13 protein-coding genes are annotated in these 16,111 nt (G+C 72.1%); 6 read left to right on the top strand and 7 right to left on the bottom strand.

The features are described from left to right. Positions 1-214 precede the first annotated feature (214 nt). On the top strand, positions 215-2,773 hold the full coding sequence (locus tag ELQ40_RS17740; RefSeq protein WP_127794882.1) for a LuxR C-terminal-related transcriptional regulator: 2,559 nt from the start codon (positions 215-217) through the stop codon (positions 2,771-2,773). A gap of 18 nt (positions 2,774-2,791) precedes the next feature. Here ELQ40_RS17740 and ELQ40_RS17735 read toward each other — a convergent pair whose 3' ends face one another. The 4 genes from ELQ40_RS17735 to ELQ40_RS17720 form a co-directional block, all read right to left on the bottom strand. Continuing rightward, positions 2,792-4,396 (bottom strand): MFS transporter, encoded by a 1,605-nt coding sequence (locus ELQ40_RS17735; RefSeq protein WP_127794881.1) that lies wholly within the window; start codon positions 4,394-4,396, stop codon positions 2,792-2,794. Next, positions 4,393-5,715, bottom strand: coding sequence for a DUF2252 domain-containing protein (locus ELQ40_RS17730; RefSeq protein WP_240665854.1), 1,323 nt, complete (start codon positions 5,713-5,715; stop codon positions 4,393-4,395). The genes ELQ40_RS17735 and ELQ40_RS17730 overlap by 4 nt, the downstream gene beginning before the upstream one ends. Positions 5,716-5,829: 114 nt before the next feature. Beyond that, positions 5,830-6,954, bottom strand: coding sequence for a DUF998 domain-containing protein (locus tag ELQ40_RS18875; protein ID WP_164863693.1), 1,125 nt, complete (start codon positions 6,952-6,954; stop codon positions 5,830-5,832). Between the two features lie 206 nt (positions 6,955-7,160). After that, complete coding sequence (locus ELQ40_RS17720; protein ID WP_127794879.1) at positions 7,161-8,726, bottom strand: polysaccharide lyase family 1 protein; 1,566 nt, start codon at positions 8,724-8,726, stop codon at positions 7,161-7,163. A gap of 280 nt (positions 8,727-9,006) precedes the next feature. Between ELQ40_RS17720 and ELQ40_RS17715 the strand changes: the two genes are divergently transcribed. From ELQ40_RS17715 to ELQ40_RS17695, 5 genes are all read left to right on the top strand, one after another. Continuing rightward, positions 9,007-9,435, top strand: a complete 429-nt coding sequence (locus ELQ40_RS17715; protein ID WP_127794878.1) for a DUF6325 family protein — start codon at positions 9,007-9,009, stop codon at positions 9,433-9,435. Positions 9,436-9,450: 15 nt separating this feature from the next. Then, entirely contained in the window at positions 9,451-9,816 is a 366-nt protein-coding gene (locus ELQ40_RS17710; RefSeq protein ID WP_127795390.1) for an SHOCT domain-containing protein, read from the top strand. Positions 9,817-9,924: 108 nt separating this feature from the next. Further along, positions 9,925-11,067, top strand: coding sequence for a type III polyketide synthase (locus ELQ40_RS17705; protein WP_127794877.1), 1,143 nt, complete (start codon positions 9,925-9,927; stop codon positions 11,065-11,067). Beyond that, positions 11,064-11,861, top strand: a complete 798-nt coding sequence (locus ELQ40_RS17700) for a methyltransferase domain-containing protein (RefSeq protein ID WP_240665853.1) — start codon at positions 11,064-11,066, stop codon at positions 11,859-11,861. Before ELQ40_RS17705 ends, ELQ40_RS17700 begins: the two co-directional genes overlap by 4 nt. Then, positions 11,858-13,129, top strand: a complete 1,272-nt coding sequence (locus ELQ40_RS17695; protein WP_127794876.1) for an NAD(P)/FAD-dependent oxidoreductase — start codon at positions 11,858-11,860, stop codon at positions 13,127-13,129. Before ELQ40_RS17700 ends, ELQ40_RS17695 begins: the two co-directional genes overlap by 4 nt. Positions 13,130-13,248: 119 nt before the next feature. Here ELQ40_RS17695 and ELQ40_RS17690 read toward each other — a convergent pair whose 3' ends face one another. From ELQ40_RS17690 to ELQ40_RS17680, 3 genes are all read right to left on the bottom strand, one after another. After that, positions 13,249-13,689, bottom strand: a complete 441-nt coding sequence (locus tag ELQ40_RS17690; RefSeq protein ID WP_127794875.1) for a nitroreductase family deazaflavin-dependent oxidoreductase — start codon at positions 13,687-13,689, stop codon at positions 13,249-13,251. 184 nt (positions 13,690-13,873) lie between these two features. Then, entirely contained in the window at positions 13,874-14,581 is a 708-nt protein-coding gene (locus ELQ40_RS17685; RefSeq protein ID WP_127794874.1) for a YceI family protein, read from the bottom strand. Between the two features lie 190 nt (positions 14,582-14,771). Next, positions 14,772-15,800, bottom strand: a complete 1,029-nt coding sequence (locus tag ELQ40_RS17680) for an LLM class flavin-dependent oxidoreductase (protein WP_127794873.1) — start codon at positions 15,798-15,800, stop codon at positions 14,772-14,774. Positions 15,801-16,111 lie beyond the last annotated feature (311 nt).

Raw genomic sequence — 16,111 nt, 5'->3', positions numbered from 1 at the left:
GCCGCTCGCAGCGACGGACCGAGGCGGCCCCGGACCACCAATTGGACGACGTGCGCGGCGATGCGGTCACCCCCTCGGTTCGATCCGTCGATGACGGGTTGCAGCATTGTCGGCCGTGATCGGTGGCGCCGGGGTCATCCCGGTGGGATGATCTGTTCATCTCGGCGCCGTACCGCGGGGGGCGCGGTGGGGCGCCGGGGGAGCGGCGGTTGCGATGCGTTGGCACGGCATGCACCCCGTCCATGCCGTCGACCGGCCCGGACTCAGGGCGCGACTCGATGCCGGCCGGGCCTCGCCGCTGACGCTCGTCGTCGCGCCGGCCGGCGCGGGCAAGAGCGTGCTGCTCTCGCAATGGGCGGCGAGTCTGGAGGGCACTCGCGTGGCCTGGCTCGACATGAGCCCGGCCGACGACGACCCGGCACGACTGACGCGCAGGATACTGCGGGAGGTGGGTGCCGCCGGGGCAGGGCCCGAGGGCGCCGACCCGACACCCGGCCCGGGCGGGCTCGGCGAGGCAGCGGTCGAGGCGCTCGCGCAGACGCTCCGTGACGCCGGCCCGATCGTGGTCGTCTTCGACGACCTCCATCGCGTCTCCAACGCCGCGATCATCTCGGACCTGTGGAGCCTCGCCGACCAGCTCCCCGCGAACGCGCATTTCGTGTTCGCGTCGCGGATCGATCTGCGACTGGCCTGGAGCCGCCACCGTCTCGCGCACGGCATGGTCGAGCTCCGACAGGCCGACCTGGCCTTCGATCGCGAGACCACGGCTGCGGTCATCACCCACGTCGCACGGACCGCGACGGATGCCGCCGTCGTCGGGCGCATCCACCAGCGCACGGACGGATGGCCCGCCGGCGTCCAGCTCTCCGCGATCAGCCTGCGCTCCCACACGCCGGGCCTCGAGCTCGACGACCGGCTCGCGATGGAGTTCCTCGGGGAGGAGGTGCTCGACGCGATGGAGCCCGAACGGCGGTCGGCGTTGACCCGCCTGGCCGTCGCCGACGAGTTGGGCGCCGGGCTCGTGGAGGCGGTGGGACTCGTCGACGACGGAGCGGCGTTCCTCGCCGGACTCGCGCACGACTCGTTGTTCGTCGCCCCCGTGCCGGGCCGCCCCGGGTGCTTCCGACTGCACCAGCTCTTCCGGGATGTCCTCCTGCTGCGCCTGCGCGCGGCCGGCGCCGACGACGAGGGCGAGCTCGCAAGCATCGCGGCCGCGTGGTACCGCGCGCACGACGCCCCGGATGCCGCGATCGACTGCCTGCTCTCCGCCCACCGGTGGGACGAGGCGATCGACGACATCCTCCCGTACAGCCGCGAGCTCTACGAGCGCGGAGAGTCCGCCACCGTGGCGGCGTGGCTGGCCCGGGTGCCGCGAGCCGTACGTCGCTCCCGCATCGAGGCGGAGGTCCTGTACGCCGCCGCCGAGCGGATGTCGGGCAACGCGGCGCTGGCCGAGGACCTGCTGCAGGGCGTCATCGACACGCCCGGCCTGGCCGACGGGCTCGCGGCCGCCGCCCGGGTGCAGATGGCCTCGTGCGTGCAGTTCCGACCCCACGCCGAGCTGTACCTGCAGCACGCCCGCCACGCGCGGACCCTGCTCGACCGGACGGCCCCGGCGGACGACGGCATGTCGCTGTTCGGCTCCGCCGCGCTGCTGCGGCTCCTCGTCGAGCTGGCGGAGGGACGGGCCCGGTTCCTGATGGGCGACGTCGCGCACGCGCGGCAGGTCCTCGGGGGCGCGCTGCGGCTCGACGCCGCCTACGGTCACTACCGGATCCACGCGCTCGGCGCGTTCGCGCTCGCTGCGGCGTGGGACGGATGGCTCCGCGAGGCCGTCGAGGCGTGCGACGAGGCGCTGCTGATCGCACGGCAGCTCGATCTCCTGGCCAATCCCGCTCTCGCCGACGCCTACCTCGCCCGCGCCTGCATCGCCATCCAGCGAGGCGAGACCGATTCCGGGGCCCTCGCCCTGCACGAGGGCCACCTCCGCGCGGTCGCCAACGGGCGCGACCAGCTCGCCTGGGTCGCCTACGCGCTCGCGGGCATGATCGAGCCCGAGGGCATGATGCCGGCCGCGCGGCCGCCCGAGAGTGCGCCGCCGCCGGTCACGAGGCGGGCGCTTCGGATCATGGAGTACCGGCGTAAGCGGGAGTCCGGAAGGCCGGCGACGGTGTCCTGCCCGTCAGGCGAGGCGTGGGGGCATCTCCGTTTCGAGGAGGTCGCCTCGCTGCTCCTCCGCGAGGGTGCCGACGCTGCGGCCGGGCGCGTGCGAACCGCACCGGGAGCGGCATCCGGTGCGCCGACGGCGGCGACGCTTCGCGAGATCGCGAGGGCCTGGATCGCGCACGCAGCCGGAGACCGCGCGGCCGCCGGCAGCCACCTTCGCGCCGCGATCGCGATCGCCGGGCCGGAGCATCTCGTCCTGCCGTTCCACTTCGCCGGCACGGCGTTCATGCGCATCTTCGAGGAGCTTCCCGCCGACGCCGACGGATTCCGCCGGGAAGTGCTCACGACCGCCGAGGCGGCCCGCCTCCGTGAGCTCAGTCCGCTCGAGGACCCGCTCACGGCGCGCGAGCTCGAGCTGCTCGCCTACCTGCCGAGCCGGCTGTCGAACGGCGAGATCGCGGCGAAGTGCTTCGTGTCCCTGAATACCGTGAAGACCCACCTGGCGCACATCTACCGGAAGCTCGGAGCCGCCTCCCGCGACGAGGCGGTCGCCCGCGCGGCCGAACTGGGGCTCGTCGACGCGGGCGTCACGTTCAGGACCGGCTGAACCGCCGGCCCGCAGGCGTCACTCGCGGGCGGCGCGGCCCGGCAGCCGTCGGGTGAACGGGATCGCGATCAGCGCCGCCGCCGCGCACGCCAGCATGCCCGCCTTCACGCCGAACAGTTGCGACGCGGCGTAGTGCTCGACGAGGTCGTCGACCTGCTCGGGCGGGAATCCCGCGTCGAGCAGGGCGCGTTCGGCGTCGGCCGGGGGCACGTACTCGATGCCCGAAGAGACCTGGACGGTCGCCTGTTCGGCCACCGCCGACTCGATGTCGGGATCCTCGGCGATCAGGCCGAGGATCGATGCCGCGAGCGCGCCGACCATCAGCGACCCGACGAGTGCGGTGCCGAGCGACGAGCCGAGGTTCTGCGCCGTGTACTGGAGGCCGCCGGCCTCGCTGCGCGCCTCGGGCGGCACGGCCGACTGCACCACGTTCCCGAGCTGGGAGGCGAGCAGGCCGGTGCCGAGCCCGACGAGCGCCATCCCGATCGCGAACGGCGTCGTGGCGAGCTGCGGCTCGACGGTCGAGATGATGAGCACCGCGGCGGCGGCGATCGTGACGAGGCCGGCGCGCACGATCGCCCGCGCACCGAACCGGGGACCGAGGCGCGCCCCGACGGCGGCCGCGAGGAGCATCGCGACCGAGGTGGGCAGCAGGCGCAGCCCGGTCTGGAAGGCGTCCATGCCCTGGGTGACCTGCAGGTACAGCGGCACCGCGAAGAAGATGCCGAGCAGGATGAGGTTCTGCGCGAGCAGGCTGGCGAGTCCCGCCCGGAGCTCGGGGATCCGCAGGTTCGCCACGTCGAGCAACGGGACCCGTCCGCGGGCCACGACGCGCCGCTCCCACACCGCGAACAGCCAGAGCACCGCGAATCCCGCGGCGATGACGAACGGGGTGAGGGCGAACCCGAACGGCTCGATGGGCGACTGCAGCGGGACGAACCACCCCCAGGTGCCGCTCTGCAGCACGCCGACCACGATGAGCGAGAGGCCGAGCGCCGACAGCACGGCGCCGCCCACGTCGAGCCGGAACCTCGCCCCGGGCTGATCCTTCGCGATCCAGCCGCTGACGACGAGCACCACGATCACCAGCACGACCTCGCCCGCGAACACCCACCGCCAGGAGTACGACGTCGTGAGCCATCCGCCGATGAGCGGGCCGATCGCGATCCCCGCGCCGGCGACGCCGCCGAGCAGGCCGTACGCCCGTGCGCGACCCTCGCCCTCGTAGCTGCCGGCGACGAGTGCGGCGAGGGCGGGGAGCACCAGCGCCGCACCAGCGCCCTCGATGAAGGACCAGCCGACGATGAGCACGCCGACGGTCGGCGCCAGCGCGGTCATCAGCGAGCCCACCGCGTAGATCACGAGGCCGAGCCGGAACATGCGCAACCGGCCGAAGAGGTCGCCGATCTTGCCGCCCGTCAGCATCAGCGCCGCCATCACGAGCGCGTAGAGCGTGATCGCGAGCTGGATGGTCGAGACCGTGGTGTCGAACTCCTCGACGAGCTGGCTGATCGAGACGCTCATCACCGAGCTGTCGAGCACCATGATGAACTGCGCGATCGCGAGCGGGATGACCGCGCGGGAGGTCGCGGCCCGCGCCTGCTCGCCCGGTGCGGCGCTCATGCGGCCGTGCCCTCGAGGCGGCCCGACGCGATCGCGGCCAGCAGCGCGGCGTGGTCGGCGTCGTTCCGGTCGGCGTAAGCCGCTCCGAAGGCGACCAGCGCGGCGGCGAGGTCGCGCCCGCCGCCGACGTACCCCGAGATCATCGAGGGATCGCCTCCTCGGGCGTGCGCCCTCGCGAGGACGATGCCGCAGTAGCGCGCATAGACGCGCATCGTCTCGGGCTCCATCAGCTCGACCTCCGCCGACCCCTTCCAGTCGCGGAACTGCCGGACGTAGAAGTCGCGGGCAGTGCCGTCGGGTCCCGCCTCGTCGGTCCAGCCCAACAGCACATCTCCGAGGGCCTGGAGCATCCGCTGGCCCCGGACCACCCGTTCGCCCTGGTGCGCCGGAGCACCGCCGGGCCCCTCGATGACCGAGCGCTGGGCCTCCTTGGCCTGCAATACGAGGACGTCGCGCTTGCGGTCGCCCTCGAGCAGCACGATCCAGGCGCGGGTGCCGACGCTGCCGACGCCGACGACCTTCATGGCGGCGTCCGTCATGCGGTAGCGGTCGAGCAGGCGTCGACGCTCCGGCGCCAGCGACTCGCGGTACCGGCGCATGACGGCGTGCAGCCGCTCGTCCGCCTCCGCGGTCGTCGCGACTCCTTGCTCGACGAGTTGCGCGACCGGGACGAGCAGCGGCGGGTCGGCCGTGAAGCGCAGCCGCCCGTCGGCATCGCGCTCGGCGAGCTTGCGTACGGCGCTCCGGCTGTCGCGCCGCTGCATTCGACCGACAGCTCGCGTGGCGCGGTCGGATGCGTGCTGCGGGAGTTCGTGTCGGATGCCCGCGAGCAGGCTCGTCACGTCGAGCCGCGCCGTGAAGAGTTCTATCGCGGGCGCCTTTGCTGCCGTCCGCATCGCAGCCGCGTACGAGCGAACGAGGTGGGCCACGAGGTCGGCGCGGACGTCGTCGGCGAAGCCGCGCGAGCGTGCCGCGATCTCGAAGCTCGTCGCCATCCGTTTCAGGTCCCACTCGAACGGGCCGGGCGCGGTCTCGTCGAAGTCGTTGAGATCTGCCACCAGCGCGCGCTCGGGCGACGCGTAGAACCCGATGTTCGACAGGTGGGCGTCGCCGCACAGCTGCGATGCGATGCCCGAGTCGGGGAGTTCCCGCAGGTCGTCGGCCATGATCGCCGCGGCACCGCGGTAGAACGCGAACGGCGATGCGGCCATGCGGGCGTGCCGCAACGCGAGCAGCCCCGGCACCCGCGTCTCGGCCTGGCGCTCGAGCACGTCGATGGGATCCCGGGCGGAGACGGCGACCGCGGCGTGATCGGTCAACGGCATCGTCGACCGCGCCGATCGCCCCTCGGCACGTCGATCGGCCCGGGGCCGGGGCCGGCCGGCCACGGCTGCCTCATGCTCCATGGGCGTTCCTCTCTCGTGGCCGCACGATCAGGCGACCGGCGTCGTCGCCGTCGGCGTCCGCCCGGGGTCGGGCGCGGCTGCGGGGGCATCCGCCAACGCATCGACGAACCTGATGAAGACGGTGATCCAGCTGAAGATGACCGTGAAGGCGACCAGCTCGAACGCGGTCAGGTTGTAGTAGCCGATCGGCACGAAGAGCAGGAAGCCGCCGATGAGCACGCCGAACGTGGCGTAGCAGAAGACGAAGAACCGCCGGGGCAGCCCCCGCAGGATGTAGGGCGAACCGAGCACCATGATCGCGAACGCCGCGGCCATGCCCGATGCGCACCCGTTGTGGGCCGCCATGTTGACGTGCAGCGGGAACAGGCCGACGCCCGCGAGCATGATGCCGAGCACCACGAACGCGGTCGACATCAGCCGCGGTGCCCAGCGGTGCTCGAGCAGCCCCGCGTCGACCAGCGCCGCGAGGTCGCGGTGCAGGTACAGCGTGAAGGTCGTCACGAAGAACCCCGCGACGATGAGCGTGGCGTTGAACAGCCACGCCGAGAAGTCGCCCGCGGTGCCGAGCTGGCTGAAGTGGTACTCCCACCAGTACTCGTCCTCCACCGCGGCGATGCTCGCGAGCGTCGCGAGCGCCATGAACGACACGAGCAGGGTCGCCATCTTCCGGGTCGAGATGTCCGACACCGACAGGTAGGAAAGGTATCCGCTCGCGCCCGCCGCCGCGGCCACGCAGATCGTGCCGATGATCACGTCGACCCGGAGTCCGTCGAAACTGCGCTGCAGGACCACGAACACCGACGCGGTGAAGATCCCAGCGAGGGCCGCGTGCACGAGCGAGACCGTCGTGGCGTCGAGCACGAACATCCACGGCCTGATGGCGAGCCGCCACTCCTGGCCCGGCCGGTGACGCGCCCTCCAGTACCCGAGGTAGGCGACGACGACCGTCGAGGCGACCGCGCCGATCGCCGCGACGGCACCGACGGAGAACCCGCCCCAAAGCGGCACCTCGCGGCCGGCGAAGAGCAGCACGGCGACCACGCCGCAGACTGCCGCGGCCGCGGTGCCGGCCAGCACGGCGTCGGTCTCCATGCGCAGTCGTGAGGACTCGATGCTCCGCGGCGGCGTCGCCGCGGCCGTTTCGTGAACCATGACGCCCCCCTGCCTCCGACGCGGTGCGCGCCGGGACCACCCACCACCGTCACGGCGCATGCTATTCCCGCGCGATGCGGTCGCGGCACCCCGCGGCCGGGTGATTTCCCGGCGTCATCCCGGTGCCACGGCCCGGACACGGTCGCACCCCTCCGACTCGGCGGACGTGCGAGTCGGAGGGGTGCGGTCCAGCAGGATTCGGGTTCCTAGCCTCCGTACGTCTCGAACTCGGCGACCCGCGGGGTGCCGGTCGAGCTCGTGATCTCGAAGTTGATCTTCTTCAGGCTGGTCGCCGTGAAGCTGATCGTGCCGGCGCCGGTGCCGGTCTTGAGCACCGCGCCGGTGTCGTTGTTCACGACCCGCCAGGCGCCGATGTTGCCGACGGCTCCGGACGCCTCACGGATGACGATCGAGGAGACCGTCTTCGCGGAGTCCCACTTGACCGAGATGCGGCCGGTCGACGACGACGGCGACCAGTACGTGGTCAGCGAACCGTCGATGGCGTTGCCGTATCCCGTGCCGCTCGCCTTGCCCGAGCCGTCGGCGCCGGCGCCGAGGCTGAGGTTCTGGCCGCTCGGCGGCGTGGTGGGCGGGGTCGTCGGGGGCGTGGTCGGCGGCGTCGTGGGCGGCGTGGTGGGCGGCGTGGTCGGGTCGGGGTTCTGCGGGGTGCAGGACCCGTCGGAGACCTTCAGCCCCCGGTTCGCGCCGGCGGTGGCGCCGACCACCGAGGGCACGCAGTTCGCGGCGTCGAGCTGGAACGAGTACGGGATCGAGACGGACGTCGTCGACACCGGGTTCGGCCCTGCGGGCTTGTCGTCGCCGCTCGGCGCCGACCAGGTCACGTTGTCGAAGATGTTGCCGTTGACCTGCCAGGTGCCGGCCTGGTCGGTGTAGAAGGTGCCGAGCACGTCCTTCGAGTCCTCGAAGTAGTTGTTGTCCAGCCTCGCCTGGGCGCCCGCCCGCGAGTTGATGCCCGACTCGTTCAGGCTCACGTAGTGGTTGTTGTAGATGTGGGCGATGCCACCGCGCAGGAGCGGTGCCCGGGAGTCGATGTTCTGGTACAGGTTGTGGTGGAACGTCACGAACCCGTTCGCCCGGTCGCTCTCGCTCGAGCCGATCAGCCCGCCGCGTCCCGAGTTCTTGAGCACGCTGTACGAGAGCGTCACATACTTCGTGTCGGCCTTCATGTCGAAGAGGCCGTCGAAGCCCTCCGACTCGCCGCCCGACGCCTCGAGCGTGGCGTGGTCGACCCAGACGTTGCGCACGCCCGACTCCATGCCGATCGCGTCGCCGCCGTTGGAGGTCGGCGAGCCCGACTTCTTCACGTTCCGCACGTGCACGTTCTGGATGATGATGTTCTCGGACCCGCGGATGTGGATGCCGACCTGGTCGAACAGGGCCCCGCTCCCGACGCCGATGATCGAGACGTTGGAGATGTCCTTCAGTTCGATGACGCCGGCCGCGGTGCTGCAGCCGTCGCCCGAGACCTTCCCGGTGTTGCCGACGGTGATCGTGCCCTGGACCTCGATGACGATCGGGGTCGAGGTGCTGGCGCGGTTGCACAGGGCGGCGTGGATCTCGGTGCCGGTGGTGGCGCGGACGGTCGCGCCGCCGGCGCCGCCCGTCGTGCCGCCGTTCTGCGTGGCGTAGCCCGTGGCGCTGCCGGTGGCCGCGTTGGCGGCCGGCAGCGCGATGCCCATCACCCCCGCGGCGGCGATGAGCGCGCCCGCCGAGGCGGTCGCGATGGTTCTGCGGACAGGAGTGCGTGGCATGGTTTCTTCCTTCTCGTCGTCGAGTGGAGCAGTAGGGTGGTGCACTCGTCGCCGCTTCCGCGCGCGACGATGCGCACGGACTCGACGGGTCGCCCAGCGACCTCCGCTTCTCGGCGTCCGCTCCGAGAAAGCGATTTCCGGGGCATCCTATGCACATCGCGAGCCACGGTTCAACCCTCGGTTCCGAGAAACGCGTTTCACGCCTGGATCGCCCGGCCAGGGCTATGGTGCCGCTGCACGTCGAGGGCTAGGGTCGGAACCGGATCGAAGGGGGACTGCGTTGGCAGAATTCGAGTACGGCCCGGTCGAGCTCTATCTCGTCGGGTTCGAAGGGGATCGGCTCGACCAGGGCACGGTCGAAGCGCTCACGGAGCTGATCGACGCCGGAGACATCCGGCTGATCGACCTGCTCATCGTGTCGCGCGAGGAGAACGGCGACGTCGAGGTCACCGAGGTGGAAGACCTGGGCGACGAGATCGACGTCACCCGGCTCACGCTCGAGGCCGGAGGCCTGGTCGGCGAGGACGACGTCGCTGAGTTCGCCGAGGCGATCGCGCCCGGCACCTCGGCCGCGCTGCTCGCGATCGAGCTGGTGTGGGCGAAGAAGCTCGCGTCGCGGTTCAACCAGGCGGGCGGCATCGTGCTGCAGACCGAGCGCATTCCGGCGCCGGTCGTCAACGCGGTGCTCGCCGAAGCGGAAGGAGAGTAGGACGTGCTGAGGAGAATGGGTCGTCCCGGGCTGATCGGCATGGCGGCGCGAACGGCGGTCGTCGCCGGCACCGCCACCGCGGTTTCGGGCAGCATGCAGCGCCACCAGCAGCAGAAGGCGTACGACCAGCAGCAACAGCAGGCGTACGAACAGCAGCAGGCGTACGAGCAGCAGCAGGCGATGGCGCAGCAGGCCGCGCAGGACGTGTACGCCCAGCAGCAGGCAGCGGCCGCGGCCGCGCCGCCTGCAGCGCCGGCCGCCGCGCCCGCAGCCGGTGGCACCGACGTGGTCGCCGAGCTGCAGAAGCTCGCGGCCCTCAAGGAGCAGGGCATCCTCTCCGACGAGGAGTTCGCCGCGGCGAAGGCGAAGCTGCTCGGCTGACGTCGAGGAGCGCAGGAACGGCCGGTCCCACGAGGGGCCGGCCGTTCCGTGTGTCGGGCCGGGCGCAACCCCTTGCCACCCCGCCCCGGGCGGCGCCTACGATGGCACATGACCGTCGCACTGCGGGGACTCTCGACCGTCGTTCCACCGACCGTGCTCGTCCAACCCGAGGTGCGCGACGTGTTCGCCGCTCAGGAGGGCCTTTCCCGGCTCTCCCAGCGCATCATCTCGACGAGCTTCGACGTCTCCGGTATCGAGACGCGCTACACCGTGCTCGGGGAACTCAGCCGGGACGCGCACCCCGACGAGCCGGTGTTCTTCGACATCGACTCCGGTGAGCTGCTGCTCCCCGGCACCAAGGCGCGCAACGAGCTCTACATCGAGCACGCGACGAGGCTCTACCTCGACGCCGGGCGAGCCGCGATCGAGGCGACACCGGGTGTCGAGGCATCCGACGTCACGCACGTGATCACCGTGAGCTGCACCGGCTTCTACGCACCCGGCCCCGACTACGTGATCGCGCGCGACCTCGGCCTGCCGGCCGGGGTGCAGCGCTTCCACCTCGGCTTCATGGGCTGCTACGCGTCGATCCCGGCGCTGCGGCTCGCGAAGCAACTCTGCGAAGCGGATGCCTCGGCCGTCGTGCTCGTCGTCTCGGTCGAGCTGTGCACCCTGCACCTGCGGTCGTCGAACGACCCCGACACGATCGTCGCGTCGTCGCTGTTCGCCGATGGCGCCGGGGCGGCCATCGTCACCGCGCGCGAGCCCGAGCCGGGCGAGCGCGCCTTCGACCTCGACCGGTTCGCGACCCGGATCACGCCGGTCGGCGAGGGCGACATGGCGTGGAAGATCGGCGACCACGGCTTCGAGATGGTGCTGTCGACCGCGGTGCCGGCGATCATCGGCGAGCACATCACGGGCGCGCTCGAGCCGCTGTTCGCGCCCGAACCGGCGCTCGTCGACGCGCTGTCGGCGGATGCCTCGGGCGACGCCATCGAGCACTGGGCGATCCATCCCGGCGGGCGCAGCATCCTCGACAAGGTCGAGGCGCGGCTCGCGCTGTCGGAGGCGCAGCTCCTGCCCGCCCGCGACACGTTGCGCGACTTCGGCAACATGTCGAGTGCGACCGTGCTGTTCGTGCTGCGACGCATCCTCGACGATGCGGCGTCGGCCGACGGCGACCGGGTCGCGGCGATGGCGTTCGGGCCCGGGCTCACGGTCGAGACCGCGCTCCTGACCGTGCGGGGGTGAGCGTGCCGTCGGAGGGGCGGTCTGGCCGCCGGCCGGACGGGCGATCGGTCGCGGATCCGGCTGCGCCGCGCGGCCTGCGCTCGCTCGCGGTGCGCGACGACGAGGCCACGGAGCTCATGGACGACCCGGCCGCCGACCCGGTCACCCTCGCCAACACGTATGCGCGGTTCGGACTCGTCAACGCGTTCGTCTCGGGGCACCGGGCGACGTACCTGCGCTGGATCCGACCGCGCCTGTCACCCGTCTGGCTGACGCGCGTGCTCGACGTCGGCACGGGCGGCGCCGACCTTCCGCGTCGGCTCCTCGCGTGGGCGGCGGCCGACGGGGTCCGGCTCGAGGTGGTCGGCATCGACCCCGATGCGCGGGCGATCGCCTTCGCGCGCGAGCATCAGCGACGGGATCCGGTGCCGGGGCTGGAACTCCGCCCGGTCGCGACCGGCGACCTCGTCGCGCAGGGCGAGCGCTTCGCGGTCGTGCTGTCGAACCACGTGCTGCACCACCTCGACCCGCACGCGTTCGGGGCGTTCCTCGCCGATTCGGAACGCCTCGTGGCACCCGGTGGGGTCGCGGTCCACGGCGACATCGAGCGTTCGCGCTGGGGCTACGCGGGGTTCGCCGCGGCGACGTGGCCGTTCCAGGGCACGATCCTGCGCGACTCGTACATCCGACCCGACGGCCTCACGTCGATCCGGCGCAGCTTCACGGCGCCCGAGCTCGCAGCGGTGCTTCCCGGCGACTGGCGGGTGCGACGCGCGTTCCCGTCGCGACTCGAGGTGACGTGGAGTCCGACATGACCGACCGGGCGGTCCCCGAGGGGGCGGGCGCCGAGGGTGCAGGCGCCGAGGGTGCGGGCGCCGCCGGTGCGGGCACCGACGCGCCGAGGCACGATGTCGCGATCGTCGGCGGCGGCCCGGTCGGCCTCGTGCTCGGATGCCTCCTCGCCACGCGCGGGCTCGACGTCGTCGTGCTCGAGGCCCGCGACGGCCCGAGCGGCCGCACCCGCGCGATCGGGATCCACCCCCCGGGCCTGCGTGTGCTGGACGCGGTCGGGGTCGGCGACGCGGTGCGCGCGGCATCCGTGGCGATCCGGTCGGGGGTGGTCACCTGCGAGGGGCGCACGCTCGGCTCGATGCGGTTCGGTCGCGAGCCGATCCGTTCGCTCCCGCAGCGCGAGACGGAGGCCCTGCTGGAGCGGCGGCTCGCCCAGCTCGCACCCGGCGCGCTGCGGCGGGGCGTCCGGGTCGAGCGCGTCGTCGACCGTGGGACGCACGTGGAGCTCGTGACCGACGGCGATCGCTCGGACCCGCTCGTCGCCGCCTACGCGGTCGGCGCCGACGGCGTCCGCAGTGGGGTGCGCGAGGCCCTCGGCATCGGCTGGCGACAGCGGCCGGGCGTCGGCGAGTACATCATGGCGGATGCCCCGGATGCCCCGGATGCCCCGGATGCCCCGGATGGCCCGCCGACGCTCGCATCGAGCGCCGCTTCGGCTGCCGCCGAGACCGCGCTCCTGCACTTCGAGCCCGCCGGCGTCGTCGAGTCGTTCCCGCTCCCGGGCGCCCGCCGCCGCTGGGTCGCCCGGGTCCGTCGCCGCCCTGCGGTGCTCGAGCCCGCGACGCTGGAGGCGATCATCGCGGCGCGCGTCGGGGCATCCCTCGCCCTCGACTCGGCCGGTGCGCCGAGCGCGTTCACCGCCCGCCAGCATCTCGCCGAGCGGTTCGCCGCCGGGCGCATCGCGCTCGTCGGCGATGCCGCGCACGAGGTCAGTCCGATCGGGGGCCAGGGCATGAACCTCGGCTGGCTCGACGCCGCGCACCTCGCGCGCGAACTCGCCGCCGCGCTCGCCGGAGGGGCCGCGGCCTCGCCGCACGAGGCGTTCGACGGCTACGCCGTGATCCGTCGCCGGGCGGCGGCGAGGGCCATGCGGCAGGCCGCGTTCAACATGTCGATGGGGGCTCCGGCCACCGGCATCCGCCTGCGCGCCCGCAACGCCGCCGTGCGGATGCTGGCGGTGCCGCCGGTTCGGGGCATCCTGGCGTCGTCGTTCACGATGCGGAGATTGTGAGGCGATGCGGTGACCAGCGGGACGGCTCCTCTCGCAGCGGACCGTCGGATCCGTCCGTCCCGAGTGACAGGAGCCGTCCCGAACGGACGGGGGACGGATGGGGGACGGCCGCGGTGCGCTCAGGCGCCCGTGCGCTCGAGCACGAAGACCGGGATGAGGCGGTCGGTCTTCGTCTGGTAGCCCTCGTAGTCGGGCCAGGTCGCGTTGGCGCGAGCCCACCAGGTCGCGCGCTCGTCGCCGGCGAGTTCCCGGGCGGCGTACTCGTGCTTCTCGGCGCCGTCCTGGAGTTCGACGACCGGGTTCGCGAGGAGATTCCAGTACCACGCCGGCTGCTCGGGCGAACCGCCCTTCGACGCGACCACCGCGTACTCGCCGTCGTGCTCGACGCGCATCAGCGCGGTCTTGCGCAGGTTGCCGGACTTCGCCCCGACGGTCGTCAGCACGATGATCGGGCGGCCGCGGAGGGTGTTCGCCTCCGCGCCGTCGGATGCCTCGAAGGCTTCGGCCTGCTTGCGGGCCCAGCCCGATGTGCTCGGTGCGTACTCGCCGTCCAGCGCCATGTCTTCCCCTTCGTCGGTGTCCCAGGTCGTCGGTGTCCTCAGGCTAACCCGGCTCGCCCGCCGGTCGGCCCACCCGTCACCCCTCGCGTGCATGAGAATCCGGCCTACGGCCGACCGACGAGGGCTGGGGGCCGGGTTCTCATGCACCGGGTTCGAACACAGCGGTCCAAAGCCCGATCTGCCGTCAGCCCCGGGTGATCTGCAGCGAGAACTCGACGAAACCCTCGGGCTCGACCGAGACGAAGCCGAGGTTCGGCGCCTCGACGCCGTAGTCGGCGAACGTGATCGGGATGCTCCCGGCGACCTGGCCGCCGTCGCCCTCGAGCACGGCCTCCAGCTCGAACGTGACCGGGTTGGTGACACCCGCGAGCGTCAGGGCGCCGGTCACCTCGATCGTCTGCACCTCGCCGGCCACCGGCTGCGCGTCCGCCACGACCGCATCGGTCAGGACGAAGGTCGCCGTCGGGTGCTCGTCGACCCGCATCGCGTTGTCGCGGAAGTAGTCGTCGCGGTTCCCGGAGTCGGTCGCGATCGACGCGACGTCGACCGTGAACTCGGCGCCGGTGAGGGAGAGCTCCTGCACCTCGAGGGTGCCGTCGACCTGCTCGGTACGACCGACGACGGTGACATCCGTGCCGTTCAGCACCTCGTCGACGCGGTATCCGGCGAACGAACCGTCGCTCACCACCCACGTGCCGGTGAGGTCGGATGCGTCGGTCGACGCGCCGTCGGATGCCTCCGCCGTCGGCGCTGCCGTCACGGTCGGGGCCGCGTCGGCCTCGCCGACGATGACGTCGCGGTAGAAGATCGGACCGGCGATGGCCGCGGTCGCGCCGAGCACGACCACCACCCCCGCTGCGACGCCGATGATGATCTTGGTTCGCTTCTGCACGTGGCCCCCTGGGGTCGGATCGTGAGGTTCCAACGCTGCCCGACGTTCCTATGAGCGCGCATGGAATGCGACCTTCGGTGACGCGGGCCCCGCTCCTGTGCATGAGAATCCGGCCTACGACCGTCGGGTGGGTGGCCTGGACCGGATTCTCATGCACGGTGATGTTCGCGCGGAGCGGCGGCGCGGTCGGTCAGCGCGTGGTGGGCTCCCAGCCGAGGGCGGGTGCGACGTGCTCGGCGAACGCCGTGATCAGCCGCAGGTTGAACTCGACGCCGAGCTGGCTCGGGATCGTCAGCATGAGGGTGTCGGCGGAGCGGATCGCCGCGTCGCGCTGCAACTGCTCGACGAGCTTGTCGGGCGTCGCCGCGTAGGTCTTGCCGAACGTCGATCGGATGCCGTCGATCACGCCGATCTGGTCGCCGTCCTGGCGTCCGCCGAAGTAGAGCTCGTCCTCGGCGGTCGTGATCGGGAAGATCGATCGGCTGACCGAGACCCGCGGCTCGCCCGGATGCCCGGCCTCGCGCCACGCCGTGCGGAACGCCTCGACCTGCTCCGCCTGCAGTTCGTCGAACGGGATGCCCCGGTCTTCGGTCAGCAGGGTCGACGACATCAGGTTGACGCCGGTGCGGCCGGCCCATTCGGCCGAGTCGCGGTTGCCGGCGCCCCACCAGACGCGCGAGCGCAGGCCCGGCGAGTGCGGCTCGATGCGCTGCATCCCCGTACCGCCTCCGAACGGCGAGGATCCATCGCGCTCGGCGAGCCCGTCGCCCTCAATGGCGCTGAGGAACCTGGCGAAGTGGTCGCGGGCGATGTCGGCGCCGCGAGGATCCTCCGACCCGGTGTATCCGAACGCCTCGTAGCCGCGCACCACGGTCTCGGGTGATCCGCGGCTGACGCCGAGCGCCAGCCGCCCGCCGGAGATGAGGTCGACGGCCGCGGCTTCCTCGGCGAGGTGGAGCGGGTTCTCGTACCGCATGTCGATGACGCCCGTGCCGACCTCGATGCGCTCGGTACGGGCGGCGATGGCCGCGAGCAACGGCATCGGCTCGGCCTGCTGCCGGGCGAAGTGGTGCACGCGGAAGTACGCGCCGTTCACGCCGAGGTCGTCCATGCCCTGGGCGAGGTCGATGGCCTGGAGCATCGAGTCGGCCGCCGAGAGTTCGCGGCCGGCGCCGATCGGGCCGTAGTGGCCGAAGGAGAGGGTTCCGAAGCGTTCCACGTCGTCGGCAACGCGAGGCTCGGCGGGCCTATTCCGCGGCGACCCCCTCGTGAACCCCGTGGATCTCGGACGATCACGCGAACTTCGGAGCATTCCGCCGGAAAGGTCCGAAGTTCGCACGATCACCCGGGCGAAGGGTTGAGGGGTGGGTGCCCGAACCGGTCTGGCATATGGCGGGCGGTGGGGCATCCGGTCTAGCGTCGTCACCGGGGGAACGGGCCGGCGGCGCGGCGGAAGATGGTTCGCCGTCGGCGGAATACTCGCCCGCTTCGCAAAGTTGAGTCAAGTAGGCTCAAGTTGAGGAGAAGGGA

Origin of the sequence: Agromyces sp. LHK192 (assembly GCF_004006235.1) — a bacterium.
GTDB lineage: Bacteria > Actinomycetota > Actinomycetes > Actinomycetales > Microbacteriaceae > Agromyces.
This window is presented reverse-complemented; position numbering and strand designations above follow the sequence as displayed.

Bases quoted from the DNA above. Each gene is read 5' to 3' on its own strand.
- ELQ40_RS17740 (WP_127794882.1), top strand. From the start codon at position 215: ATGCGTTGGCACGGCATGCACCCCGTCCATGCCGTCGACCGGCCCGGA.
- ELQ40_RS17735 (WP_127794881.1), bottom strand. From the start codon at position 4,396: ATGAGCGCCGCACCGGGCGAGCAGGCGCGGGCCGCGACCTCCCGCGCG.
- ELQ40_RS18875 (WP_164863693.1), bottom strand. From the start codon at position 6,954: ATGGTTCACGAAACGGCCGCGGCGACGCCGCCGCGGAGCATCGAGTCC.
- ELQ40_RS17720 (WP_127794879.1), bottom strand. From the start codon at position 8,726: ATGCCACGCACTCCTGTCCGCAGAACCATCGCGACCGCCTCGGCGGGC.
- ELQ40_RS17710 (WP_127795390.1), top strand. From the start codon at position 9,451: ATGGGTCGTCCCGGGCTGATCGGCATGGCGGCGCGAACGGCGGTCGTC.
- ELQ40_RS17705 (WP_127794877.1), top strand. From the start codon at position 9,925: ATGACCGTCGCACTGCGGGGACTCTCGACCGTCGTTCCACCGACCGTG.
- ELQ40_RS17695 (WP_127794876.1), top strand. From the start codon at position 11,858: ATGACCGACCGGGCGGTCCCCGAGGGGGCGGGCGCCGAGGGTGCAGGC.
- ELQ40_RS17690 (WP_127794875.1), bottom strand. From the start codon at position 13,689: ATGGCGCTGGACGGCGAGTACGCACCGAGCACATCGGGCTGGGCCCGC.